14 protein-coding genes and 1 pseudogene are annotated in these 26,731 nt (G+C 46.0%); 9 read left to right on the top strand and 6 right to left on the bottom strand.

Annotated features, from left to right (window positions below; genetic code table 11):
* The first annotated feature begins 351 nt into the window (after positions 1 to 351).
* From ACJHYW_RS23700 to ACJHYW_RS23710, 3 genes are all read left to right on the top strand, one after another.
* Positions 352 to 1,284 carry a hypothetical protein gene (locus ACJHYW_RS23700; protein WP_197706531.1) on the top strand — a complete coding sequence of 311 codons (933 nt, stop codon included), beginning with the start codon at positions 352 to 354 and terminating at the stop codon, positions 1,282 to 1,284.
* A 27-nt stretch (positions 1,285 to 1,311) separates the two neighbouring features.
* Positions 1,312 to 1,575 carry a PAAR domain-containing protein gene (locus ACJHYW_RS23705; protein ID WP_077249116.1) on the top strand — a complete coding sequence of 88 codons (264 nt, stop codon included), beginning with the start codon at positions 1,312 to 1,314 and terminating at the stop codon, positions 1,573 to 1,575.
* Between the two features lie 526 nt (positions 1,576 to 2,101).
* On the top strand, positions 2,102 to 10,081 hold the full coding sequence (locus tag ACJHYW_RS23710) for an Ig-like domain-containing protein (RefSeq protein WP_130090963.1): 7,980 nt from the start codon (positions 2,102 to 2,104) through the stop codon (positions 10,079 to 10,081).
* 260 nt (positions 10,082 to 10,341) lie between these two features.
* Here the strand turns inward: ACJHYW_RS23710 and ACJHYW_RS23715 are convergent, their stop codons facing one another.
* Positions 10,342 to 11,394, bottom strand: a complete 1,053-nt coding sequence (locus tag ACJHYW_RS23715; RefSeq protein ID WP_063117475.1) for a glycosyltransferase family 9 protein — start codon at positions 11,392 to 11,394, stop codon at positions 10,342 to 10,344.
* Between the two features lie 314 nt (positions 11,395 to 11,708).
* On the opposite strand from ACJHYW_RS23715, the gene shiA reads away from it, so the two are divergent.
* From shiA to ACJHYW_RS23745, 6 genes are all read left to right on the top strand, one after another.
* Positions 11,709 to 13,025 carry a shikimate transporter gene (gene shiA, locus ACJHYW_RS23720; protein WP_000378562.1) on the top strand — a complete coding sequence of 439 codons (1,317 nt, stop codon included), beginning with the start codon at positions 11,709 to 11,711 and terminating at the stop codon, positions 13,023 to 13,025.
* A gap of 101 nt (positions 13,026 to 13,126) precedes the next feature.
* Positions 13,127 to 14,581: an AMP nucleosidase gene (gene amn / locus ACJHYW_RS23725; RefSeq protein WP_001060216.1), complete on the top strand. Its 1,455-nt coding sequence runs from the start codon at positions 13,127 to 13,129 to the stop codon at positions 14,579 to 14,581.
* A 341-nt stretch (positions 14,582 to 14,922) separates the two neighbouring features.
* Complete coding sequence (locus ACJHYW_RS23730; RefSeq protein ID WP_000532923.1) at positions 14,923 to 15,639, top strand: YebC/PmpR family DNA-binding transcriptional regulator; 717 nt, start codon at positions 14,923 to 14,925, stop codon at positions 15,637 to 15,639.
* 715 nt (positions 15,640 to 16,354) lie between these two features.
* On the top strand, positions 16,355 to 17,272 hold the full coding sequence (locus tag ACJHYW_RS23735; RefSeq protein WP_063117474.1) for a radical SAM protein: 918 nt from the start codon (positions 16,355 to 16,357) through the stop codon (positions 17,270 to 17,272).
* Positions 17,269 to 17,676, top strand: a complete 408-nt coding sequence (locus ACJHYW_RS23740) for a DUF6375 family protein (RefSeq protein WP_063117473.1) — start codon at positions 17,269 to 17,271, stop codon at positions 17,674 to 17,676. The genes ACJHYW_RS23735 and ACJHYW_RS23740 overlap by 4 nt, the downstream gene beginning before the upstream one ends.
* 14 nt (positions 17,677 to 17,690) lie before the next feature.
* Positions 17,691 to 21,749, top strand: coding sequence for a hypothetical protein (locus ACJHYW_RS23745; protein WP_063117472.1), 4,059 nt, complete (start codon positions 17,691 to 17,693; stop codon positions 21,747 to 21,749).
* A 1,373-nt stretch (positions 21,750 to 23,122) separates the two neighbouring features.
* Here ACJHYW_RS23745 and ACJHYW_RS23750 read toward each other — a convergent pair.
* The 5 genes and pseudogenes from ACJHYW_RS23750 to ACJHYW_RS23770 all read right to left on the bottom strand — a co-directional run.
* Positions 23,123 to 23,647 carry a hypothetical protein gene (locus ACJHYW_RS23750; protein WP_223718426.1) on the bottom strand — a complete coding sequence of 175 codons (525 nt, stop codon included), beginning with the start codon at positions 23,645 to 23,647 and terminating at the stop codon, positions 23,123 to 23,125.
* 44 nt (positions 23,648 to 23,691) lie between these two features.
* Entirely contained in the window at positions 23,692 to 24,207 is a 516-nt protein-coding gene (locus ACJHYW_RS23755; RefSeq protein ID WP_063117471.1) for a hypothetical protein, read from the bottom strand.
* Entirely contained in the window at positions 24,204 to 25,595 is a 1,392-nt protein-coding gene (locus ACJHYW_RS23760) for an RHS repeat domain-containing protein (RefSeq protein ID WP_072652862.1), read from the bottom strand. The genes ACJHYW_RS23755 and ACJHYW_RS23760 overlap by 4 nt, the downstream gene beginning before the upstream one ends.
* 113 nt (positions 25,596 to 25,708) lie before the next feature.
* Complete coding sequence (locus ACJHYW_RS23765; RefSeq protein ID WP_063117468.1) at positions 25,709 to 26,143, bottom strand: hypothetical protein; 435 nt, start codon at positions 26,141 to 26,143, stop codon at positions 25,709 to 25,711.
* Positions 26,140 to 26,628 (bottom strand): annotated as a pseudogene (locus ACJHYW_RS23770) (RHS repeat-associated core domain-containing protein); the annotation flags it as partial. The gene ACJHYW_RS23765 and the pseudogene ACJHYW_RS23770, both read right to left, overlap by 4 nt.
* Positions 26,629 to 26,731 lie beyond the last annotated feature (103 nt).

Genomic DNA, 26,731 nt, shown 5'->3' on the forward strand with positions numbered 1-26,731 from the left:
TACAATAGCGTCAGGCCTCACCATTACAACGGTGGGTTGACGCCGGAAGAATCAGAGAACAGATACCGTTTTTACTGTAAAACCGTGGCCAATATTACTTGACCACTACACATAGCAAGGGGAAAAGGTGGATGGGAGCCAACTAAGTTACAAAATTTTGATCCTGAATTTGGCAGAAAACTACAAGCAATAAATAACGCGTTAAGGAATGGACGGATAGAATTTGCTCATGCACAGGTTTTTTTACGCAATGATGGCTCTGTTAATGCTGCAGTAGGCATTGGTAGCGGAATACAGTGGAATACCTGGTAATAATAGTATGTGTATATAACGAATAAAGGAGTCCATTTTATGGCAGCAAGCAAAACAAAAAACAGACTGGAAAAAATGCTTCCTCGCGTTTATAGCTGGGCACAGAGCGGCAGCCAATCAGTAACCGCCCCTGAGTTTAACTATATGGAACAATATATTAATGGTCAATCTGAACTTTTCATGGCATTAATTCATTTATATGGACTTGGCATGAGTGAAGCTGCATTAAGCTTACTGGAAGCCAAACAGTCTATGGCTTCTTCTGTTATCCATATGAGTTATGGATTCTCTCGAATGCTTCATTCTGATGGCATTAATATATTGAGTTTAAAAGAAAGCAAGGCAACTATTACTTCAGGCTTGGATTTCGTCACACATAGTATGCTTGGAGCAATTGCGCTGGGTATGCCCGCTCTGACGAAAAAATTTCACCAGATTGTTTTTACTGCTCTTGAGAAAGGGTATGGCATTGTAAATGCGCATGAAGATCCTGGCCCAGAAACTTTACGCTATGCTGCTATGGGACTTTCCATCATTAATGACTGGCTACAGATCCCCCTGGATTTAGATAAGCTGGGACTGCCACGCGATCCGGCCTGGGGGCTTCTGGTCAAACACTGGAATAACCCTGATCCCGTTAAATTACAATCGGTTCTGTATGATGCCTGTGATATCCATATAGAACGTATCGCGTTAACAGAACGTGAAGTTTATACCGGTAACTTTGAATTTGGCTCTCCGTTTGAAGCCGTTCACCCAACAGAGATTCTGGCGGTATTGCGCCTGAGAGACATGCTGAATCTGCCCAATCCGACATTAGACCATCCGCTGATGAACACACCTTATGCCCAAATCACCACCACTCCGGGCCAGGTCACTCAGCCGGACAGTCTGCTAGAAACCTTTCTGGCTAAGGCCCGTGAACGGGATCCAGAGGTCATGGCCGAATGGGATCGGGTTCAGGTGGATTAATTTGGTACTGGATACAAAGGATAGATAATGAAACCATTAATAACGCTTGGGGATAAAACATCTCATGGTGGTGTTGTAATTAGTGCCAGTGCAAATTTTTTGCATGAGGGACAGCCTGTCGCCTGTGATGGTGACCAGGTAACTTGTCCGATAGAAGGCCATGGGCCAGCAAAAATCATAGCATCTGGACAGGGGTTTTCTATAAATGGGAAACAGGCTGCACATGATGGCGATAAAACAACCTGTGGGGCAACGCTGATAGCCAGTCATTTTATTGTGCGTCATAAGTAACTAATACCAAAATAACTCTATGATTAAAAAGGCTGATATATATGCTGGAAGTAGACAGACTACCGGAAACAGTACGACGGTGACAGGGTGAACCAAAGGGTTAGGCGCATTTTAAAAAGGTGGTCATTCTGGTGGTCTTGACAAACTCGATTTTTTGTTTTAGCTTATCAATCAGCCTGTTAAAGGCTAAGGCGATCCCAGTCAGAGGAGCAAAATTCTAAAAATTCGCTTTTTTAGCGCAATATCACTGACCTTAGTTGAGCATTGCTTTTTAATGGATAGCGGGTTTTTGACATCTTAAGCGCCCTCGACCTTTATGGTTGAGGGCGTTTTGCTATGAACGCCATCACCATTTTCCCCTCGATTATAAAACTTGAGTAATTCAGTAGTCTCCCCTCTTGCAACTCACACCCAAAACTGCTTAACGAAAAGTTATTAATTTTCAATCATATTGCTATCAGGATTTATATTTTTTCGCTGTGCTAGAAAGGGCGCATTTATGTTAGCTCGTTCAGGGAAGGTAAGCATGGCTACGAAGAAGAGAAGTGGAGAAGAAATAAATGACCGACAAATCTTATGCGGGATGGGTATTAAACTACGCCGCTTAACTGCGGGTATCTGCCTGGTAACTCAACTTGTGTTCCCTATGACTGCGGCAGCACAAGGTGTAGTAAACGCCGCAACCCAACAACCAGTTCCTGCACAAATCGCCATTGCAAATGCCAATACGGTGCCCTACACCCTTGGAGCGCTGGAATCGTCCCAAAGCGTTGCCGAACGTTTCGGTATTTCGTTGGCTGAGTTACGCAAACTCAACCAGTTTCGTACGTTTGCTCGAGGTTTTGATAATGTCCGCCAGGGTGATGAACTGGATGTCCCCGTACAAGTTAATGAAAAAAATTTAACCCCGCCGGGTAATAGCAGTGACAACCGAGAGCAACAGATAGCCAGTACTTCACAGCAAATCGGGTCTCTGCTCGCCGAAGATATGAACAGCGAGCAAGCGGCCAATATGGCGCGTGGATGGGCCTCTTCTCAGGCATCTGGCGCAATGACAGACTGGTTAAGCCGCTTCGGTACCGCAAGAATCACGCTGGGCGTGGATGAAGATTTTAGCCTGAAGAATTCCCAGTTCGATTTTCTCCATTCGTGGTATGAAACGCCTGATAATCTCTTTTTCAGCCAGCATACCCTCCACCGTACTGACGAGCGTACGCAGATTAACAACGGCTTGGGTTGGCGTCATTTCACTCCCACATGGATGTCGGGCATCAACTTCTTTTTCGACCACGATCTTAGCCGTTACCACTCCCGCGCCGGCATTGGCGCGGAGTACTGGCGCGACTATCTAAAATTAAGCAGTAACGGCTATTTGCGACTGACCAACTGGCGCAGCGCACCTGAACTGGACAACGATTATGAAGCACGCCCGGCCAATGGCTGGGATGTACGCGCAGAAGGCTGGCTACCCGCCTGGCCGCACCTTGGCGGTAAACTGGTCTATGAACAGTATTATGGCGATGAAGTGGCCCTGTTCGATAAAGACGATCGGCAAAGTAATCCTCATGCCATAACCGCTGGACTTAACTATACCCCCTTCCCGCTGATGACCTTCAGCGCGGAGCAACGCCAGGGTAAACAGGGCGAAAATGACACCCGTTTTGCCGTCGATTTTACCTGGCAACCTGGCAGCGCAATGCAGAAACAGCTTGACCCGAATGAAATCGCTGCACGGCGTAGCCTTGCAGGCAGCCGTTATGATCTGGTGGATCGCAACAACAACATCGTTCTGGAATATCGCAAAAAAGAACTGGTTCGCCTGACCCTGACAGACCCCGTGACAGGGAAGTCAGGAGAAGTGAAATCATTGGTTTCGTCGCTACAAACCAAATATGCCCTGAAAGGCTATAACGTCGAAGCCACCGCTCTGGAAGCTGCCGGTGGTAAAATGGTCACAACGGGTAAAGATATTCTGGTTACCCTGCCGCCGTACCGGTTCACCAGTACGCCAGAAACCGATAACACCTGGCCGATTGAAGTTACCGCTGAAGACGTCAAAGGCAATTTGTCGAATCGCGAACAAAGCATGGTGGTCGTTCAGGCACCTGCGCTAAGCCAGAAAGATTCCTCGGTATCGTTAAGTACCCAAACATTGAGCGCGGATTCCCATTCAACCGCCACACTGACTTTTATTGCTCATGATGCAGCTGGTAATCCTGTTATCGGGCTGGTGCTCTCGACGCGTCACGAAGGTGTTCAGGACATCACCCTTTCTGACTGGAAAGATAATGGTGACGGAAGCTATACCCAAGTCCTGACCACAGGAGCGATGTCTGGCACGCTGACGCTGATGCCACAGCTGAACGGTGTAGATGCAGCTAAAGCCCCCGCCGTGGTGAATATCATTTCTGTTTCGTCATCCCGAACTCACTCGTCAATTAAGATTGATAAGGACCGTTATCTCTCCGGCAATCCTATCGAGGTGACGGTAGAACTGAGAGATGAAAATGACAAACCTGTTAAAGAGCAAAAACAGCAACTAAATACCGCAGTCAGCATCGACAACGTGAAACCTGGTGTCACTACAGACTGGAAAGAAACCGCAGATGGCATCTATAAGGCGACCTATACCGCCTACACCAGAGGCAGTGGGCTTACTGCGAAGCTGTTAATGCAAAACTGGAATGAAGATTTGCATACCGCTGGATTTATCATCGACGCCAACCCGCAGTCAGCGAAAATTGCGACATTATCTGCCAGCAATAATGGTGTGCTCGCCAATGAGAATGCAGCAAACACCGTCTCGGTCAATGTCGCTGATGAGGGAAGCAACCCAATCAATGATCATACCGTCACGTTTGCGGTATTAAGCGGATCGGCAACTTCCTTCAACAATCAAAACACCGTAAAAACGGATGTTAATGGTCTGGCGACTTTTGATCTGAAAAGTAGTAAGCAGGAAGACAACACGGTTGAAGTCACCCTTGAAAATGGCGTGAAACAAACGTTAATCGTCAGTTTTGTCGGTGACTCAAGTACCGCACAGGTTGATCTGCAGAAGTCGAAAAATGAAGTGGTCGCTGACGGCAATGACAGCGCCACAATGACCGCGACAGTCCGGGATGCAAAAGGCAACCTGCTCAATGACGTCAAGGTCACCTTCAATGTTAATTCAGCAGCAGCGAAACTGAGCCAAACCGAAGTGAATAGCCACGACGGGATCGCCACAGCTACGCTGACCAGTTTGAAAAATGGTGATTATACGGTTACGGCCTCTGTGGGCTCTGGTTCTCAGGCTAATCAACAGGTGATTTTTATCGGTGATCAAAGTACTGCAGCCCTGACCCTCAGTGTGCCCCCAGGCGAGATCACCGTCACCGACACAGCGCCTCAACAGCTGACGGCAACCTTGCAGGATAAAAATGGCAACCCACTAAAAGATAAAGAAATCACTTTCTCTGTGCCAAACGACGTCGCAAGTCGGTTCTCGATTAGCAACAGCGGAAAAGGCATGACGGATAGCAACGGGATTGCAATCGCCTCCCTGACCGGCACGTTAGCGGGCACGCATATGATCACGGCTCGTCTGGCTAACAGCAATGTCAGCGATGCACAGCCAATGACGTTTGTGGCGGATAAAGACAGAGCGGTTGTCGCTCTACAAACATCGAAAGCGGAAATCATTGGGAATGGCGTGGATGAGACGACGCTGACAGCAACAGTGAAAGATCCTTTTGATAACGTGGTTAAAAATCTGTCAGTAGTCTTCCGCACCTCTCCCGCAGACACGCAACTGAGTCTGAACGCGCGTAATACTAATGAGAACGGTATTGCTGAAGTTACCCTTAAGGGCACGGTTTTGGGTGTTCATACAGCCGAAGCCATACTGCTTAACGGCAACAGAGATACGAAGACGGTCAATATTGCGCCCGATGCCAGCAACGCGCTAGTCACGCTGAATATCCCTGCTCAACAGGTGGTGACGAATAACAGTGACAGCGTGCAGCTGACGGCGACGGTGAAAGATCCGTCGAATCATCCGGTGGCGGGAATAACGGTGAACTTCACCATGCCACAGGACGTGGCGGCAAACTTTACCCTTGAAAATAACGGTATTGCCATCACTCAGGCCAATGGCGAAGCGCATGTGACCCTCAAAGGCAAAAAAGCGGGCACGCATACGGTTACCGCAACGCTGGGTAACAATAATGCCAGCGATGCGCAACCAGTCACATTCGTGGCGGATAAGGACAGCGCGGTTGCCGTTCTGCAAACATCGAAAGCGGAAATCATTGGGAATGGCGTGGATGAGACGACTCTGACGGCAACAGTGAAAGATCCTTTTGATAACGCAGTAAAAGATCTACAGGTTACCTTCAGTACCAACCCGGCAGATACTCAACTTAGTCAGAGCAAAAGCAATACTAACGACAGTGGTGTTGCTGAAGTTACCCTTAAGGGCACGGTTTTGGGTGTTCATACAGCCGAAGCCACACTACCTAACGGCAACAACGGTACGAAGACAGTCAATATTGCGCCCGATGCCAGCAACGCGCAGGTCACGCTGAATATCCCTGCTCAACAGGTGGTGACGAATAACAGTGACAGCGTGCAGCTGACGGCAACGGTGAAAGATCCGTCGAATCATCCGGTGGCGGGAATAACGGTGAACTTCACCATGCCACAGGACGTTGCGGCAAACTTTACCCTCGAAAGTAACGGTATTGCCATCACTCAGGCCAATGGCGAAGCGCATGTCACCCTCAAAGGCAAAAAAGCGGGCACGCATACGGTTACCGCAACGCTGGGTAATAACAATACCAGTGATTCGCAGCCGGTAACGTTTGTGGCGGACAAAACCTCGGCTCAGGTTGTCCTGCAGATGTCAAAAGATGAGATCACAGGTAATGGCGTCGATAACGCAACGCTAACTGCAACGGTTAAAGATCAGTTCGACAATGAGGTGAACAATCTTCCGGTAACATTCAGCTCAGCCTCTTCAGGACTCACCCTGACCCCGGGAGTGAGTAATACCAATGAGTCTGGCATCGCGCAGACCACTCTCGCAGGCGTTGCCTTTGGTGAGCAGACGGTCACTGCATCACTGGCTAATAATGGTGCCAGCGACAACAAAACTGTGCATTTTATTGGCGACACAGCGGCGGCAAAAATTATCGAGTTGACGCCTGTCCCAGACAGCATAATCGCCGGTACCCCGCAGAACAGCACCGGCAGCGTCATTACCGCCACAGTCGTTGATAATAATGGCTTTCCGGTGAAAGGTGTGACTGTGAACTTCACCAGCAGAACAAACTCTGCCGAAATGACGAATGGCGGCCAAGCCGTAACGAACGAACAGGGTAAGGCTACCGTCACTTATACCAATACCCGCTCCTCGATAGAATCAGGAGCGAGACCGGATACCGTTGAGGCCAGTCTGGAAAATGGTAACTCCACGCTTAGCACATCAATTAATGTCAACGCGGATGCGTCTACAGCACATCTCACCTTGCTACATGCACTTTTTGATACAGTCTCCGCAGGCGAGACAACCAGTCTGTATATTGAGGTGAAGGATAATTACGGCAATGGTGTACCCCAGCATCAGGTAACCCTCAGCGTTTCACCAAGTGAAGGTGTGACCCTCAGTAATAACGGTATATATACTACCAACTACTACGGCTATTTTTACGCAAGCTTTACCGCTACAAAAGCCGGGGTTTATCAAGTGACGGCAACCCTCGACAATGGCGATTCGATGCAACAAACAGTGACCTATGTGCCGAACGTCGCGAATGCTGAAATCACGCTGGCAGCCTCGAAGGATCCGGTGATTGCCGACAATAACGATCTCACGACACTCACAGCAACAGTCGCTGATACAGAGGGCAATGCGATAGCCAACACTGAGGTAACATTTACTCTGCCGGAAGATGTGAGGGCGAACTTCACGCTGAGCGATGGCGGTAAAGCGATTACGGATACTGACGGCAAAGCGAAAGTCACGCTGAAAGGTACAAAAGCAGGCGCTCATACTGTTACAGCATCGATGGCTGGCAGTAAGAGCGGACAACTGGTGGTGAACTTTACTGCGGATACGCTCACTGCGCAGGTTAATCTTAACGTTACCGAGGACAATTTCATCGCCAATAACATTGGGATGACCACACTTCAGGCAACAGTGACTGATGGAAACGGCAACCCGTTAGCCAATGAGGCGGTGACATTCACGCTACCGGCAGATGTGAGTGCAAGCTTTACTCTCGGACAAGGCGGTTCCGCCATTACTGACATCAACGGCAAGGCTGAAGTTACACTGAGCGGTACAAAATCCGGCACCTATCCCGTGACAGTTAGCGTGAACAATTATGGTGTCAGTGATGCGAAACAGGTGACGTTGATTGCCGATGCAGGTACCGCAAAACTGGCCTCCTTAACCTCTGTATACTCATTCGTCGTCAGCACGACCGAGGGCGCGACCATGACGGCAAGCGTCACTGACGCTAACGGCAACCCGGTAAAAGGCATAAAAGTTAATTTCCGCGGAACCTCCGTCACGCTAAGCAGCACCAGCGTTGAAACGGATAGTCAGGGATTCGCTGAAATTCTTGTGACAAGCACCGAGGTCGGACTGAAAACAGTTTCAGCCTCTTTGGCAGATAAACCGACTGAAGTCATCTCACGATTACTGAATGCCAGTGCAGATGTTAATTCTGCGACGATTACCAGTCTGGAGATACCTGAAGGTCAGGTAATGGTCGCACAAGACGTAGCAGTTAAAGCTCACGTCAACGACCAGTTTGGCAACCCGGTTACGCATCAACCCGTCACATTCAGTGCAGAACCATCCTCGCAAATGATCATCAGCCAGAATACGGTCTCTACTAATACGCAGGGTATAGCCGAGGTCACTATGACGCCCGAAAGAAACGGTTCGTATATGGTGAAAGCATCACTGACGAATGGAGCCTCACTTGAGAAACAACTGGAGGCTATTGATGAAAAACTGACACTCACGGCGTCCAGCCCGCTTATCGGTGTCAATTCCCCAACAGGTGCAACTCTGACGGCAACGCTAACTTCTGCAAATGGCACGCCAGTGGAGGGTCAGGTCATCAACTTTAGCGTAACGCCAGAAGGTGCAACGTTAAGTGGCGAAAAAGTGAGAACCAACTCTTCAGGTCAAGCACCAGTCGTTCTGACCAGCAATAAAGTCGGTACATATACGGTGACTGCATCGTTCCATAACGGTGTAACAATACAGACACAGACAACCGTGAAAGTCACTGGCAACTCAAGCACCGCACATGTTGCCAGCTTTATCGCAGATCCATCGACTATCGCCGCCACCAACAGTGATTTAAGCACCTTAAAGGCAACGGTTGAGGATGGCAGTGGTAACCTGATCGAAGGTCTCACTGTGTACTTCGCCTTAAAAAGCGGCTCTGCCACATTAACGTCATTAACAGCGGTGACCGATCAAAACGGAATCGCGACAACAAGCGTGAAAGGAGCGATGACAGGTAGCGTCACGGTAAGCGCAGTCACGACCGCTGGTGGAATGCAAACAGTAGATATAACGCTGGTGGCAGGCCCGGCTGACGCCTCGCAGTCCGTACTTAAGAACAATCGGTCATCACTGAAAGGGGACTATACCGATAGTGCTGAGCTACATCTTGTTTTGTACGATATATCAGGCAATCCGATCAAAGTTTCTGAAGGGATGGAATTTGTGCAATCAGGTACTAACGTGCCCTATGTGAAAATTAGCGCAATAGATTACAGTCAAAATATCAACGGTGATTACAAAGCCACTGTTACAGGAGGCGGAGAGGGTATCGCAACGCTGATCCCTGTATTGAATGGTGTTCATCAAGCGGGTCTGAGTACCACAATACAATTCACTCGCGCAGAAGACAAAATAATGAGCGGTACAGTGTTAGTCAATGGTGCTAACCTACCAACAACTACATTCCCTTCGCAGGGATTCACTGGGGCGTATTATCAGTTGAATAATGACAACTTTGCCCCAGGAAAAACGGCGGCTGATTATGAGTTTTCAAGCTCTGCCTCCTGGGTTGATGTTGATGCTACCGGTAAAGTGATATTTAAAAATGTCGGCAGCAATTGGGAAAGGATTACGGCGACGCCAAAAACAGGCGGCCCTAGCTATATATACGAAATCCGAGTGAAGAGTTGGTGGGTGAACGCCGGCGATGCTTTCATGATATACAGCCTTGCTGAAAATTTTTGCAGTAGCAATGGCTACACACTTCCCCGTGCAGACCATTTAAACCATAGTCGTTCCCGAGGCATCGGGTCACTGTACAGTGAATGGGGAGATATGGGGCATTACACGACTGAAGCTGGTTTTCAATCAAATATGTATTGGTCATCTAGTCCCGCAAACTCAAGCGAACAATACGTAATTTCTCTGGCAACAGGTGAGCAAAGTGTATATGAAAAGCTTGGGTTTGCTCATGCGACATGTTATAAAAACCTCTGATTTTCCGCTATAATTTCTTAAAGAGTGCTCCATTCGGGGCACTCTTTTTTACATTCCCTCTACAGAACTTGCCCTTCTCTCACAGAAAATGAATAAATAAAAATGCGATACCGCCAGATTCGCGTTCGGTGTGACTATGGTTGTATCCGGTGAGTACAGCTTTGATCCAAAGGCTGGCTTCTGTGATGATTAACCAGCCTCAGGGTATTGATGACACCACCGTTCATAACAGATCGGCATTACTTTGCATACGTACTGCTTCATATTCTCGCCAAAACACTTTTTAATGCCTTTGCGAATTCATCCAGACTTATATTGTCAATTTTTTGCCCAACGACGACTGACTCCGAAACATCGGCCATTGCTGGCCATCGCGTTTTGTAATCAGCATAAATTGCAACAACGGGGGTATTATAGGCACTTGCCATATGTAATATTGAGGTGTCAGGAGTTATTGCGATATAAGCATCTTTTATGATTGCTGCTGAACGTTTAATCGAGGGTGATAAGGATAAACGGTAGACATTATTATAACAATCCACTAACACCCTGGCTTTTTCTTCCCCTTTTGGTCCATGAACGATCACTATTGGTATATCTGTTTCACTTTGAATTTTTTCTATTATATTTTCTGCAATCGATAATAAAAATGTACGTTCCTGCGAGCTACCTTCTAAATTAAGCGCAATGTAAGATCCTAACGATCGCATTTCCTCGCGCACCTCATCGAGTACATCCTTACTTAGTGGCAATTCATATATTGGCCTGACTGCTGGAAAACCCGCCTCACGCATCATAAATGCCCATGTCATGGGCACAGGAGCCCGGAGATTCTGATCCATCCGGGACGCGCTCTTACACAAAGGGGAATAGCACTTCATGGTTAAACCAACAACCTGAAAATTCGTTTTTGCTTTCAACTGACTGATAAATATCATCGTTTTCAGGTTCTTTTTACGCATCGCCTCTATACAAAGATCCGGCGTACCGTATTGCTGTGTTATGTTCTTCGCTAAATCTTTTATTTCTTTTAATGTTGCGTGATCCTGCATAGTCATTGTGACTAATGTTAATTTAGTCTGTTCAAGTTTGAGCGCGTTAAAGACTTCTAAATTAATTGTCGACGTAACAATTAAAAGATGCTTAATTTTATGCAATTCAAGCGCCCTAATAACTGGAAAGATGGCCATAGCATCGCCAATCTGATCGGGAATATGGATAACAACAAACTCTGTTTTTTCAATATTGAAATTAAAAGCTTTATAATCGTAGTAACTAAATGCAATACGTCTCAACAATGATGCTAAAAACATAACTAACCCCGCTTCCCTACTGGTTATAATGCAATGCAGTTTATCAGACTCATCAGGGCGCAATTTTGTGCATATGCGGACTTTTATGTTTCATATCTCGAATCTGTGGATCCTCTGCTTAATCCTTAAACAACACCAGCAACTCCTGCGCTTTCATCTACCATCGAATTTTTCATGTTGCCGTTAATCAGCCATAAAATCATTTGCAGATGCGCTCTGTCGAGGTAGTCTCATAAGGTTCGTTTATAGATCGACGGCAATGTGAGTTACCTTTTCCATACTAATTATAAAAAGACAGTACAAACAGGATCATTATGGACTCCACGCTCATCTCCACTCGTCCCGATGAAGGGACGCTTTCGTTAAGTCGCGCCCGACGAGCTGCGTTAGGCAGTTTCGCTGGTGCCGTCGTCGACTGGTATGATTTTTTACTCTATGGCATTACCGCCGCACTGGTGTTTAATCGCGAGTTTTTCCCGCAAGTAAGCCCGGCTATGGGAACGCTCGCCGCATTTGCCACCTTTGGTGTCGGATTCCTGTTCCGTCCGCTCGGCGGTGTCATTTTCGGTCACTTTGGCGACCGACTGGGACGTAAGCGCATGTTAATGCTGACCGTCTGGATGATGGGTATCGCGACAGCCTTGATTGGTATTCTTCCTTCATTCTCGACTATTGGGTGGTGGGCCCCCATTTTACTGGTGACGCTGCGTGCCATTCAGGGATTTGCCGTCGGCGGCGAATGGGGAGGCGCGGCGTTACTTTCCGTTGAAAGTGCACCGAAAAATAAAAAAGCCTTTTACAGTAGCGGTGTACAAGTTGGCTACGGAGTAGGTTTACTGCTTTCGACAGGACTGGTTTCATTGATCAGTATGATGACGACTGACGAACAGTTTTTAAGCTGGGGCTGGCGGATTCCTTTCCTGTTTAGCATCGTACTGGTACTGGGGGCATTGTGGGTGCGTAATGGCATGGAGGAGTCCGCGGAATTTGAACAACAGCAACATAATCAAGCGGCCGCGAAAAAACGCATCCCGGTTATCGAAGCACTATTACGACATCCCGGTGCTTTCCTGAAGATTATTGCGCTACGACTGTGCGAGTTGCTGACGATGTACATCGTTACCGCCTTTGCACTTAATTATTCAACCCAGAATATGGGGTTACCGCGCGAACTTTTCCTTAATATTGGTTTGCTGGTCGGTGGATTAAGCTGCCTGACAATTCCCTGTTTTGCCTGGCTTGCCGATCGTTTTGGTCGCCGCAGGGTTTATATCACAGGCGCGTTGATCGGAACGTTGAGCGCATTTCCTTTCTTTATGGCGCTTGAAGCACAATCTATTTTCTGGATAGTTTTCTTCTCCATAATGCTGGCAAACATTGCGCATGACATGGTGGTGTGCGTGCAACAACCGATGTTTACCGAAATGTTTGGTGCCAGTTATCGCTATAGTGGCGCTGGAGTCGGATATCAGGTTGCCAGTGTGGTTGGCGGTGGATTTACACCTTTTATTGCCGCTGCACTCATCACTTACTTTGCCGGGAACTGGCATAGCGTCGCTATTTATTTGCTGGCTGGATGCCTGATTTCCGCAATGACCGCTTTGTTGATGAAAGACAATCAACGCGCTTAATAGCCTGGCGAAGATCATCCGATCTTCGCCTTACACTTTTGTTTCACATTCCTGTGACATACTATCGGAAGTGCGGTAATTGTATGGAACAGGAGACACACATGAATAATAAGGGCTCCGGTCTGACCCCAGCTCAGGCACTGGATAAACTCGACGCGCTGTATGAGCAATCTGTAGTCGCATTACGCAACGCCATTGGCAAATATATTAGAAGTGGCGAATTACCTGATGAAAACGCCCGCAAACAAGGTCTTTTTGTCTATCCATCACTGACCGTAACCTGGGACGGTAGCACAACCAATCCCCCCAAAACGCGCGCATTTGGTCGTTTTACTCACGCAGGCAGCTACACCACCACGATTACTCGCCCTACTCTCTTTCGTTCGTATCTTAATGAACAACTTACGTTGCTGTATCAGGATTATGGTGCGCATATCTCGGTGCAACCCTCGCAGCATGAAATCCCTTATCCTTATGTCATCGATGGCTCTGAATTGACACTTGATCGCTCAATGAGCGCTGGGTTAACTCGCTACTTCCCGACAACAGAACTGGCGCAAATTGGCGATGAAACTGCAGACGGCATTTATCATCCAACTGAATTCTCCCCGCTATCGCATTTTGATGCGCGCCGCGTCGATTTTTCCCTCGCGCGGTTGCGCCATTATACCGGTACGCCAGTTGAACATTTTCAGCCGTTCGTCTTGTTTACCAACTACACACGTTATGTGGATGAATTCGTTCGTTGGGGATGCAGCCAGATCCTCGATCCTGATAGTCCCTACATTGCCCTTTCTTGTGCTGGCGGGAACTGGATCACCGCCGAAACCGAAGCGCCAGAAGAAGCCATTTCCGACCTTGCATGGAAAAAACACCAGATGCCAGCATGGCATTTAATTACCGCCGATGGTCAGGGTATTACTCTGGTGAATATTGGCGTGGGACCGTCAAATGCTAAAACCATCTGCGATCATCTGGCGGTGCTACGCCCGGATGTCTGGTTGATGATTGGTCACTGTGGTGGCTTACGTGAAAGCCAGGCCATTGGAGATTATGTACTTGCACACGCTTATTTACGCGATGACCACGTTCTTGATGCGGTACTGCCGCCCGATATTCCTATTCCGAGCATTGCTGAAGTGCAACGTGCGCTTTATGACGCTACCAAGTTAGTCAGCGGCAGGCCCGGAGAGGAAGTTAAACAGAGGCTACGTACTGGCACTGTGGTAACCACAGATGACAGGAACTGGGAATTACGTTACTCAGCTTCTGCACTTCGTTTTAACTTAAGCCGGGCCGTAGCAATTGATATGGAAAGTGCAACCATTGCCGCGCAAGGATATCGTTTCCGCGTGCCATACGGGACACTACTGTGTGTTTCAGATAAACCGTTGCATGGTGAGATTAAACTTCCCGGTCAGGCTAACCGTTTTTATGAAGGCGCTATTTCCGAACACCTGCAAATTGGCATTCGGGCGATCGATTTGCTGCGCGCAGAAGGCGACCGACTGCATTCACGTAAATTACGAACCTTTAATGAACCGCCGTTCCGGTAATAAGTTCTGTTCCTTTTTATCAGGAATAGATGTGAAGGATTTAGTAAGTCATCCAGCAAATAGCCTGCAATAAAGCAGGCTGTTTGCTTCCTGGGGCGGATACGAGTTTTATTATAGCCTTAATGATTTCCATATATTAAAAGCAAGTATGCTTTCAAAACACAATTATAAAAAAATCCGCCAACGACATTAGTTTTTATGAGATTAAATATAATATTATGGCTTTAGAATATTTTTATTTCTAATAGACGAGATTTTTCCTGTTATGATATAATATGCCGAATTAACACATGTTAACGATTTACCAGTAATGTAAATAAATTTTCGAGGAGATCATTCCAGTGGGACGTAAATGGGCCAATATTGTTGCTAAAAAAACGGCTAAAGACGGTGCAACGTCTAAAATTTATGCAAAATTCGGTGTAGAAATCTATGCTGCTGCTAAACAAGGTGAACCCGATCCAGAATTAAACACATCTTTAAAATTCGTTATTGAACGAGCAAAGCAGGCACAAGTTCCAAAGCATGTTATTGATAAAGCAATTGATAAAGCCAAAGGCGGCGGAGATGAAACGTTCGTGCAGGGCCGTTATGAAGGCTTTGGTCCTAATGGCTCAATGATTATCGCCGAGACCTTGACTTCAAATGTTAACCGTACGATTGCTAACGTTCGCACAATTTTCAATAAAAAAGGCGGCAATATCGGAGCGGCAGGTTCTGTCAGCTATATGTTTGACAATACGGGTGTGATTGTATTTAAAGGAACAGACCCTGACCATATTTTTGAAATTTTACTTGAAGCTGAAGTTGATGTTCGTGATGTGACTGAAGAAGAAGGTAATATTGTTATTTATACTGAACCTACTGACCTTCATAAAGGAATCGCGGCTCTAAAAGCAGCTGGAATCACTGAGTTCTCAACAACAGAATTAGAAATGATTGCTCAATCTGAAGTTGAGCTTTCCCCAGAAGATTTAGAAATCTTTGAAGGGCTTGTTGATGCCCTTGAAGATGACGACGATGTTCAAAAAGTTTATCATAACGTCGCAAATCTCTAATTATATTTTAAAGAAATCTGTCTTTATGGCAGATTTCTTTAATCTCATATAATTCTTATAAAGAATATAATATCCAGCTCGTCATATTGATTATAAAACCCACGCTCCCAGAGAAATAATATTTATTAAAATTCCAGGCCTTCTTTTTCTGATTACAGAAGGCAAAGTGGCAATTACGTATAGTTTCCCGATAAAGACGTGACAGCAACATCCCGCATAAGGCATTTTTCTCTTTATCTTTGTACGGTGCTTCATGGAACAGAGTTTTTGACCTTGCGAATCGTGATGTCTGTTGGGGGGCAATTTGCTCACTGAAGCGTGAGACTCGATTAAGCACACGAAACACAGAAATCAAAAAACCCGGTCACTTTTTTACAAGGTAACCGGGTAAAAATGATTTTATTTTTTAACTGTCTTGAGACTCATAGAGATGTCTCAAAACTAAAATTTGGCTCCTCTGACTGGGATCGCCGTAGCCTTTAACAGGCTGATTGATAAGCTAAAACAAAAAATCGAGTTTGTCAAGACCACCAGACTGACCACCATTTTTATTAGCGTATATTTTCGCTATGGGCATACTGTCTATTCATTTAACACATGCACGTCTTATTAGAGCGAAAAGTGTACATTTCAAAAATGCTTTAATAGGATTTCTAGCTATGATGCTAAAGTATCACTACTTTTATGGATATAAACTAGACAGGAATGATGTGTTATGAAGTCCAGATTTGGACCAAATGGGGTGCATTTATTCGACCGAAATACAGGTCTGAACGTCCTCCTGGAGGAGTTACGCCCAAAGGAATCTGTTTGGTCCATTTCTCCACGCCAGGTCTCGATTGCACTTACCAATCTTTGTGACCTTCGCTGCGCACATTGTTTTGCGCCCAAGCATAAGGCATTGCTACATACTGACCAAGTGCTTACTTGGTTAAAAGAACTGGATACTGAAGGATGCCTCGGTATCGGATTTGGTGGTGGAGAACCAACACTGCATCCTGATTTCGTCGAAATATGTAAACGGGCTGCTGGGGAAACTCATCTTGCAGTCACATTTACGACTCATGGTCACCGTCTGACCCAGCCATTGGTTAAAAAACTCAAAGGCTCGATCCACTTTGCGCGCATTAGCGTTGACGGGATAGGTCATACCTACGAAGAACAACGTGGAAGGCAGTTTTCAAGTTTACTCAGAGGCATTGAGTCGATCGCGAAATTGTCGTCTTTTGGGATCAATGTCGTGATAAACGAGCGTACGATTTTTGAGCTTGACGCAGTGGCTGAGCTGGCGCAACAGTTTGGTGCTAGTGAATTGCTGTTGTTGCCTCAGCAAGCAACTAATGCAGTCGCAAGTATGGACGAATTGGTCGGCCGAGAGCTTCAAAACTGGGTCTCTAGCTATAGAGGAAAGGTTCGACTTGCAGTAAGTGAGGTGGGAGCGTCAGGGCTCCCCATATGTGACCCTCTTCCTAATGAAACAGGCCTTCAAGCCTACGCGCATATAGACGCTTCCGGGATATTGCGCACGAGTTCTTATTCAACCACAGGTATGGATATTGAAGAAACTGGTGTTATGTCCGCGCTTAAACGGCTTAGAAATACCTTAGAGATTAAACAAGGGACACAATCATGAAAATTTGGAACGGATACGGATCTGAGCATTCGATGAACTTAGTTCTCATCGGAAAATTCAAGCAAGAGCAAGATGCAGTGAAGGTCGAGAAGGATATTAAAACGCTCAGTACTCAGGCTGAGAAAGATGAATGTTACTCGATCCCTTTTGATGAGCCAGAGAATCAACGGTTTTCATATGAAATGCTCTCATTACTATGCAGCCTAAAACTCCACACTTTAGGACCAACCGATCTTGGTCAATTGGTGTCAGATCATCATCTAGATCGCGAAGGCGATAGAATAACAATAACTACTGATGAGGCAGAGGTATCCGCGTTCGTGAAGCTGTTTGTCGAGGCTGGAGCAAAGGTCGAGATTTTCTCAGCGCATGACTATCCGTCCGATTCCAGCGATGCCAGTTGACAGAGGATGCATTGATGCCTGAAGTAAATTGGAAAGTATTCAACGAACTGCCCGGTGCAGCAGATGTGAACTTCGAAAACCTTTGCCGCGCTCTGGTACGCCGACACTATGGTCGTTTCGGTCGCTTTAAGCAACTCGCAAATCAGCCTGGGGTGGAGTTTCACCTCGAGCTGACGGAGCCTTGTGATCTCGGTGCGCCACCAGGTTGGATTGGTTGGCAATGCAAGTGGTATGAACTGGTGAATGGACAAGATTTGGGAGCCTCCCGCCGCAACAAGATCATCGAAGGTATCGAAAAGACGCGTAAGCATGTCCCTGGAGTGACCAATTGGAAGCTTTGGACTCATCACACGTTAACAAAAGGTGATCAAGAGTGGTTTTTCGCGCTAGAGCAAGACCGCTTCCCAGAATTGAAGTTAGAACTGCTCACAGCTACGGATATCGAAGATCTTTTGGTCGGACCGGGAGCGCTTTTACGAGAAACCTACTTTGGTGAACTGGTTCTAACTCCAGAGCTAATTGCTGAGCAGTATAAGCTTGCAGTGGCCCCATTTAAGAACCGCTACCAGCCAGATGTTCATGTAGCGGTGGGGGCTGAGGAGAATATATTCAGGCATCTGTGCAGCCAAAACGCATGGGAATCTCTGGAAGAACTCTCAAACGCTTTAAAAAAGAATCATACGAGCATTGCTTCGGTTACTGAGCAACTCAAAACTGAGCTCAGGGCTGAAGTTGAATTACTCCTGGCCCGGGTTATTGGGTTGACTGAGTTTATTGATGGCTTACACGCGGCGCTCGGCAAAGGTGACTTTAACTCTGTATATCAAGCGTTGGTTTCAAATCCGCGTCAGCCGGTACGTTATGACAGGCTACTTTCGAAATTGCGTGGAGCGCGCTTTGACGGGGCTCCGTTAACCGCTAATTTGGTTGCAGATATCCACGCGGTTTCGTCAGTTCTCCGCAGTCTGGAGCAATCGATTAGTGCTCGGGCGGTTGCTGTTCTTGCGGCGGCGGGGGAAGGTAAGTCTGAACTTGCAGTCAAGGTAACACAGCCAGAAGGGGCGTTCCTAGGGGGAATCCTCCTATTAGGCAAGAATCTTCATTCAGGCCAGGGGCTTGATGATCTCGTATCTGCCTTCAAGATTTCTGGGAGACCAGCAGAAAGTTTTGACCGCCTGATTGAGGCCGTAGATGCGGCAGGCCAGCGTGCAGGTAAACGCATACCTATTGTTATTGACGGTCTGAATGAGGCGGAAGATCCGAGAAATTGGAAGGATGAATTATCCCGAGTGGATGAGCTTCTAAAGAATTTTCCTTATGTCTTGTTAGTTGTCACTCTTCGCAATGAATTCGCCCAGATGTGTCTGCCTGAGGGGTTTCCCCAAGTTGAACATAATGGGTTTCAGGAAGATCCGAAGACAGCATTTGACAAGTATTTTGAGTACTACAAGATCGATGCTACTGATGCGGATCTACCAGTCGAACTCTTGCAGCACCCCTTAACACTGAGAATTTTTTGCGAAGTAGCAAATTCTCCTCGTCAGCATATTGTCGGAGTGGAAGCATTGCCCCGTTCGCTTGCAAGCCTGTTCGAAGCTCACTTTAACAAGGTTGCAGCACGAGTCGCTGAGCTTTCACCGACGATGCATCGCATTTATCAAGATGACGTTCAGGATGCACTACTAACGATCGCGGGTCTTCTTTGGGATAACAATGCGAGAAGTGTGGATTTTCAGGCTACACGGATGGCAGTTCGGGATATGGGGTGGGACGACAGTATTATTCGTGCACTGGAGTCTGAAGGCATTCTCGTTCGGACTATTTCTCCAGAAGGTAGGCAAGGAGTTGCGTTTGCATACGACCTAATGGCCGGACATATGATGGCGCGCAACCTGCTTATGAAGCCTGAACTGGTGCAATGGCTACAAAGCGATGAAGGGAACGCAAAATTTAAATCTCATGGACCTGATTCGCATACCTTCGCTTATGACGTATTACGGGCTCTGGTTGATCTGTATCCGCAACACTCTGGTAGGCGGCAGCTTTGGCAAGACTTGTCGGATGATATACTCGTTATGAACGCTCTGCTATTGACGACGCAATCGGATCCAAGATATATCGGGCGGGCTACTGTTGAACGATTTGCTCAAGCTATGCAGGAGTCGAAGCGGTTTGCACAACTTGCCTTCGAGAGACTACGGAGCACTAGGGCTGCGCTGGCACATCCGTTTGATATGAGCTTTTTGCATGATGTGCTAATGGCTATGTCCAACACTCAGCGCGATCTTTTTTGGTCAGAGTGGATTCGTCAGAAATCTGAACAAGTTAAAGACGACTTAAAATTCTTGTCGACGAGATGGAAATCGGGTCATCTGGATGAGCGTGAACTTCGAAGAGTTCGCTGGGTAATGTGGACACTGACGACGACATCCAGAGCTTTGCGGGATATGGCTACCAAAGCCCTGTATGAATTTGCCATCAGGCGGCCAGAAGAGTTTTTCCGGTTAGCGACGGAGACAATTGTAGTTTCAGACCCATATGTCCCCGAGCGAGTGTTCGCCGCAGCCTACGGTGCAGTCCTGACCACTTGGTCGGATATCGATGCGGTAGAGTTACATGATGCGTTGCCACGGTTCGCTCGTGAGATTTACCAAACCATGTTTGCACCTGGCGCTACAGCCCCTACCTGGCATGCATTACATCAGCAGTACTGTTTGGGAATCATTGCCATTGCGAGGATGGTCGATCCAAATTGTTTTTCAGAGGACGAAGCTGTTTATCTTCTTCCGCCATTTAGCCATCTGCCTAACGTATTTGAAAGCATTCAACCGTACGATCCAGAGATGATTGGGCGAGCGGAGAGCGCAGCGATTCAAATGGACTTTGGTAACTATACGATTGGTGGACTTATTCCAGACAGAGCGAACTACGATGACAGTAATCCGGAGTACCAACAGGTGTTGCAGGCCATTGTTTCTCGAATGCTGATGCTTGGTTATGACCCTGAGCAGTTTGAAGCTGTTGATCGGCAAATGTACTCCGGTTCTCGTATGGGAGATGACAAGCACAAAATCGATCGATATGGCAAAAAGTACGGCTGGATAGCTTACTTCGAGATGTGGGGGATACGATACGCGCAGGGCCTCCTTTCCGAAGAACGCAGTGCTCGCCCATCAGATGCTGATATCGATCCAACGTTTCCGCAAAAAGTAGAGAGTATTAGTTTGTCACTCCCAGTCTTATTTAACGATCCGTCTGTGGATGATGGTGACTGGATCGTGGGAGGCCCGCTACCTGACTACCGTAGCATCCTTGAGATTACGGAGGTTGATGGTCTGACGGGGCCATGGATCCTACTTGACGGTTTTGTTGAGCAAAATGCTACCTCGGATGACCGACAGATTTTCACTTTCCTGCGAGGAGTATTCGTAGATAGCCAAGAAGTTGACAATCTATGTAGGTTGTTCATTGATCTTGAATATCCTGGCAATAGCGCCATCCCTGATGCTCCTGGCTACTATTACACCTATGCGGGTGAGATGCCTTTCCCGACTATTCCGGGGCTGCTAGTCGCTAATGAACAAGAGGATGATAGCGATGAAAATTTGGTGTTCGCAGAAAGATGGTCAGGCAATGGCGTTGCGGTAGATATCACAGTGCAGGACTACAACTGGGAGAGCTACCATAGCGTGGAGAACCAAAGCAGCGGTGCGAGCCTGCCCTCAAAGCAACTTTGTGAGGCTTTGAATCTCAGATACTGTGCAAACAAATGGGATTTGCATGATGCTGCAGGTGTAGCGTCACTTTACCGCAAAATTGACGAAAATGGTTCGGACGTCAGTGGCTCTGTCAGCTATCTACGTCGTGATCTACTTGACCGCTATTTGATGCAATCCGGTAAGGTATTGGTATGGCTTATGTGGGGAGAGCGTGGTTTTCATTACCGGTCCAACAAGACACGCAATTTGCACAGGTATTACGTGAATCACCAACATATTCACAAGCGTATTCATATCCATCAGATAGCTTCGAGTACTAGTAACCCAAATATTGCGGATGGAGTCGCTATATGAGTTACGACTTCAGAAATCTTTCATCCGCAAACTTTGAGGATCTTGTGCGGGATCTTATCGAAAAAGAAGAAGGGTTCGCTTCGAAGCATTCTCTGTGGGGGCTGATAATGATATTGATGGCCGACACGCACATGCTGGAGGGAATGTCAGTTTATAGGTAAAACCTTATGAAGGGGCGTCGTTTAGTATACTGATGGCTATTATGAAGTGTGAGTGGTTGTCTAAAGATAAGCTAGCCCTCACACGCTGTATCAAGCGACCTCTTGTTAGCTTACTCCAGCTAGCAAGAGTAAACTTTCCCCACTCATAGGGCTATGTTTGAAGTCCGAGTCGGAAATTGGGGGGCAGAAGACATAAAAGGTCTCCTTAAGAAGTCTTCTTGTCTGTACAAAAACTCTTATTTTGACAAAGAGCATTGTAGTTATTAACAGGCTGATTAATAAATTTAAAAATAAGTCGTCAGGAACACCAGATTAGCTACCCAAATTCTCATGCCGTGGAAGCGGAAGAAAAATACTCCCCTGAATATCTTCATATCGGATATACATAATAAGCTTGAGGTTGTATATTTGAAGAATTGAGTAGCCAGAGCCTTGTTGACATAAAGCGACACGAACAACATGTTACTTAAAATATCACGAGTATATATTCAGACTTGTTTATGTTGCGACATGGATTCTACAGGCAGCTGGCTGAAACAGTGAGTCAGAAAAATTTACAGGAGCGCCATAGTCATTAATGGATATCCGTAATATGCTGATGCAAAAGGGTAAGGAGTTTGCCGGTAATCTGCGGTGTTAGACGACAATTACAAAACGACCTTAGGCGTCAATTACCGCTGAAAAAAGTGACAGATCACTTTCTATAAAATGCTGCCGTATGACCGACAGATTTATTCCGCTTTATAGCCATGACTGTTCGGTGCTCACTTCGCTGCGCTCCGCCTCAGTCCTGCCTAAAAAGCGTTGCAGGTTAGTTTGTATCGGCCTAATGAAAGGCTGTTTTAGCGAAGCGTAAATGTGACATCTTATCTGGTCTAATCTCTTTGCGATAATTGACGCAAAAGCATGGGCTGTAATTGTCACGCAATACTGCGGCAAGTCTCATGATGATGCCTCTGACAGGGATCTCCGTAGCCATTAACTGGTCGATTGGTAAGCTAAAACAAAAAAATTGAATTTGTCAAGACAGCCATAATGACTACCATTTTCGTCTCTGCTTTTCCATCCTGAAATTAATGGCTATCATATTCGCAATAGACAACATCATCTTACTTGCACTCAACTATAACTAATGCTGAGTGCAAGAAACGGGGATTATATCCCCTATCAAGGACCTGTTGAAATATTAGTCTGGAATTTCGAGGCTGTAATTTAAATTGCTCCATTTGCCTTAGCATCAAGAATGAATTTTTCATACTCGCGTTCTGCAACAACAACAGGGACTGTTTTGCGATTATATAATTGCATTAATAACAATGTACGATGCCTTCCATCAGAAACACCAAATTCACTGTTAGATGCCTCTGGATATTCAACATACCCTTTTGATATATATTTTTTGATTTTATGCCATCTACGCGGATCAATGCAGAATGCTCCATCTCCTAATTTTTTAAGAAAGGCTAGCCCATCGACATATACAATCCTGGTAGGACAATGCCGATAGCGTACAGGAAGGGTAAAGATAATATTTTCAAAAACAGGGAAAGTAAGACCTGAATCATCTTTAGGTATTGACTCAAAGGAATCAAAAGGATATTTTGTCATGTAATCATTTAGTTTTTCAATATCCATATTGGAAAACCACGATACTTCCGGGAGAAATTTTTTATCTCTTTCTCTAATTTCTTTGATCGAATCTCCAAATATATCATCTAACCTCCACCCCTCTTTCATTTATGCTCCTAAAATAATGTGATATTAAAAATTCTGTTAATAAGTCAAATTTTATGAATACTAATAAGGGGTTTGCACCACTCAACCGAGAGAATATCTTCCATTTTATAAAAAACGCCATAATCACTTTGATTATAATGCTCAATTTTATCAGCCATTTGTAATCTAATTTTGTCTTTGTAAATTCTACTTCGGATCAAACTGGCGAAATTATATATATCAACCCTCAGATTGATAATATTATTTCTATCTGGGCGTCTTTCATGTAACATATCACGAAAAGAAACAAGTAACGTAATTAATTTTTTAGCCTCATTATTTTTAATATATCCTTTTTTAAAGATGCATAATATTAATTTTGAAATTAAGCTGATTTTTATTTGTAAATTATAGATAGCATTATCGTTTGTCAGGCAGGTTATGACTTCAATTACTTCACGTGAGCGAATATAATTGTCCAGTGCTTCCCATTCATCCATTCCTCGATGCATTGAAAGTTCCAATTGCCTTAAAAAAGCATATAACCCCAATAAGAAGTCGCTATTGCAGTATATTTTCATGAATCACATCCTTTAATAAAACTCATTATTCGTGACCAAAAAGAGTCTTTTTTGTATATAGGGTTTTTATCGTTTAATGGTAAAGGATCGTCTGTTGGTATAACGGCTGTATTTCTTGGCCCAACATTTGTTTTAGTAAGTGAATCTTTGGAAGCATCAAACTCTACATAAGAACCATTCTTCCATGCCCCTGTTTCTGCACCTGCCGTTTTAGGATCTCCAAATGGCTCCACCTCAACGTGTACACCAACAGGATTGCCTCTGGCAGGGTTGATAGACCCATCCTTGCTAATTCCATCAATACCCTCTGTTGAAGTATGATGTCTAACTCTAACAGTATCGTCACCAGTTAACCCTAACGGATCAATAATTTTTAGCGGATTAAATACATATCCATACAGGCAATCCCCACCTCTCAGCCCCATCGGATCAGCACACAGATACTGCCCCGTATCGCAATCATAATACCTGAATCGGTTATAGTACAGGCCTGACTCAACATCCTCGTACTGCCCCGGAAAACGTAACCGGCATGTGGGCGCATCTTCTTTACTGATGCCTTCCTCACGCCCCCAGAGCTGCTGCTTGCCTTTCCAGACTATCAGACCCTCTTCGGTCAGCAGTTCTTGTACGCGGCCAGTTGTGTCTGTTACCGCATAATGCAGTTGCCCCTTTTCATAACGCGCAAACGGCGTGAAATCTCCCGGCTCGTATATCCAGCGGATGGCGTTTTCATCTTCCGGTTTGCCGTCAGCGCCAACCGGAATTTCCGCCGTCAACTGGTCGCCGTTCCAGTGAAAATCCATGCCGCGTTTGTCGCGGCTGGTACAGCGCTTGCTGATGCGCCTGCCGAACGGGTCATACTTATATTCCCAGCGTTCGCCCTCCGGTGTTTCCAGTCCGGTCAACTGGCTGCGTGCATCCCATTTATAACGCCATTCCAGTGGGCGATAACCCCCTTTATCCACCAGTTTCTGTACCAGCCTGCCGTTAACATCATATTTCCAGGTGATGTTGTGCGCATTCACCACCCGGACAAATCTCCCGTCTTCCCCTTTTCCGGTGTCCGGGTTGATGCGATGCGTCGAGTGCCGCCAGCCTTCATGTTCCCGCGATACCACACGACCATGCTGCTGTTGCTGGTGCGTCTCGCTTTCCAGTACGTTATTCACCCTGATCTGGCGACGGGTAATGTTCAGGTTTTTATCGTAAGTGAACAGCTCCTCGCACAGCGGAAACTGGCTGGAATCACCCGTCCAGGTGGCGTGGCTTATCTGGTCGTTTGCCGTGATGGTGTTGAACATGGAGCCGCGCAGCGAGTCGGCGATTGCGGTGAGGTTATACGCTTTGTCGTAGCTTCGCTGCGTCGGGAGGTTTCCATGCCGCACAGGTCGTGCTCAAATGTCAGCGGGGCATGGTCCGCTATTCGCCATGACGTAAGATGCCCCATCAGGTCGCGGGTGAAGCGTTCTGTGATACCCTCAGCCTGTAATTTTACAGGTTAAATGGGGAATTTTTCTTCAATGAGCTTCAAGCCAAGTAATGCCATATCATGAATATCTTCATCATGCGATTGAGCCGAAATTTTCAACCCGTTTACCATTCTTTTATCTGGGAAAGACATTGTTAATATAGTACACCAAAGCCTAACGCTTTTTATTGTGTTAGGATTTTCGAGTATGTTAACGATATTTATAACAACATCATTAAAATCACACTTATAGAGAAAATCCTCAACAATTTGATATACTCCAAGACCATCACCCTCACCAAAAGATCGCAAAAATAAAGGTATTGCATCTTTATCGGGATGGGAAAGAAAGTAAATTCGTACCTCATCGTATTTATCTATAAGATCCTGAGTAATATCACAATCCGCGGGCATTGGTTGATGTAGTGACAGGAACTCTAATGCTTCTTTTTTATTCATATTCATATATTTAATGATTCCCAAAGTTTTTTATTCTGTCTGGCTAACTCATATAGTTGTTCAGTGATGACCTTTTTATCATAGCCTGCATTTGTTAAGATTTTTCTTAGGTCATCTATATCCCTTTTCAAATATTGTTCTTTTGTCAAACCTCGAACAAATGCTCGTCTGAATGTCCAGGTAAGAGCATGTAAATCTTTACGCAGATTTATCGTAATTCCCTTACATTTTGTTGTGGGGCTTACCGCATCCTGAATGGCATGATGAGGTGTATGAGTTGCATTAAGCCCTGTTTTACCATTCGCATAAATTGAAGAACCATATGTACCAACGTATAAATCTTCTCCTGGACCAGCTAACAATCCCAAGGGATCAATCCATACCAGTGGATTTGGAGCGTAATTGTAAAGGTTTACTCCCCCCGACAGTCCAATCGGATCAGCACACAGATACTGTCCTGTCTCGCAATCATAGTACCGGAACCTGTAGTGGCACAGTAAATTTGGCCACCTGATTAAAGGTGATATTCTCACCTCAACACAAAACAGGTGACTTAATGAACAAGAAAACCAAACGTACTTTCACCCCTGAGTT

The sequence above is a fragment of the Escherichia sp. WS3063 genome (genome assembly GCF_046486595.1).
Taxonomy (GTDB): domain Bacteria; phylum Pseudomonadota; class Gammaproteobacteria; order Enterobacterales; family Enterobacteriaceae; genus Escherichia; species Escherichia coli.

Excerpts from the sequence above, each read along its gene's own strand:
- ACJHYW_RS23700 (WP_197706531.1), top strand. The coding sequence starts at position 352 with ATGGCAGCAAGCAAAACAAAAAACAGACTGGAAAAAATGCTTCCTCGC.
- ACJHYW_RS23705 (WP_077249116.1), top strand. The coding sequence starts at position 1,312 with ATGAAACCATTAATAACGCTTGGGGATAAAACATCTCATGGTGGTGTT.
- ACJHYW_RS23710 (WP_130090963.1), top strand. The coding sequence starts at position 2,102 with ATGGCTACGAAGAAGAGAAGTGGAGAAGAAATAAATGACCGACAAATC.
- ACJHYW_RS23715 (WP_063117475.1), bottom strand. The coding sequence starts at position 11,394 with ATGTTTTTAGCATCATTGTTGAGACGTATTGCATTTAGTTACTACGAT.
- shiA (WP_000378562.1), top strand. The coding sequence starts at position 11,709 with ATGGACTCCACGCTCATCTCCACTCGTCCCGATGAAGGGACGCTTTCG.
- amn (WP_001060216.1), top strand. The coding sequence starts at position 13,127 with ATGAATAATAAGGGCTCCGGTCTGACCCCAGCTCAGGCACTGGATAAA.
- ACJHYW_RS23735 (WP_063117474.1), top strand. The coding sequence starts at position 16,355 with ATGAAGTCCAGATTTGGACCAAATGGGGTGCATTTATTCGACCGAAAT.
- ACJHYW_RS23740 (WP_063117473.1), top strand. The coding sequence starts at position 17,269 with ATGAAAATTTGGAACGGATACGGATCTGAGCATTCGATGAACTTAGTT.
- ACJHYW_RS23745 (WP_063117472.1), top strand. The coding sequence starts at position 17,691 with ATGCCTGAAGTAAATTGGAAAGTATTCAACGAACTGCCCGGTGCAGCA.
- ACJHYW_RS23750 (WP_223718426.1), bottom strand. The coding sequence starts at position 23,647 with ATGAAAGAGGGGTGGAGGTTAGATGATATATTTGGAGATTCGATCAAA.
- ACJHYW_RS23755 (WP_063117471.1), bottom strand. The coding sequence starts at position 24,207 with ATGAAAATATACTGCAATAGCGACTTCTTATTGGGGTTATATGCTTTT.
- ACJHYW_RS23765 (WP_063117468.1), bottom strand. The coding sequence starts at position 26,143 with ATGAATATGAATAAAAAAGAAGCATTAGAGTTCCTGTCACTACATCAA.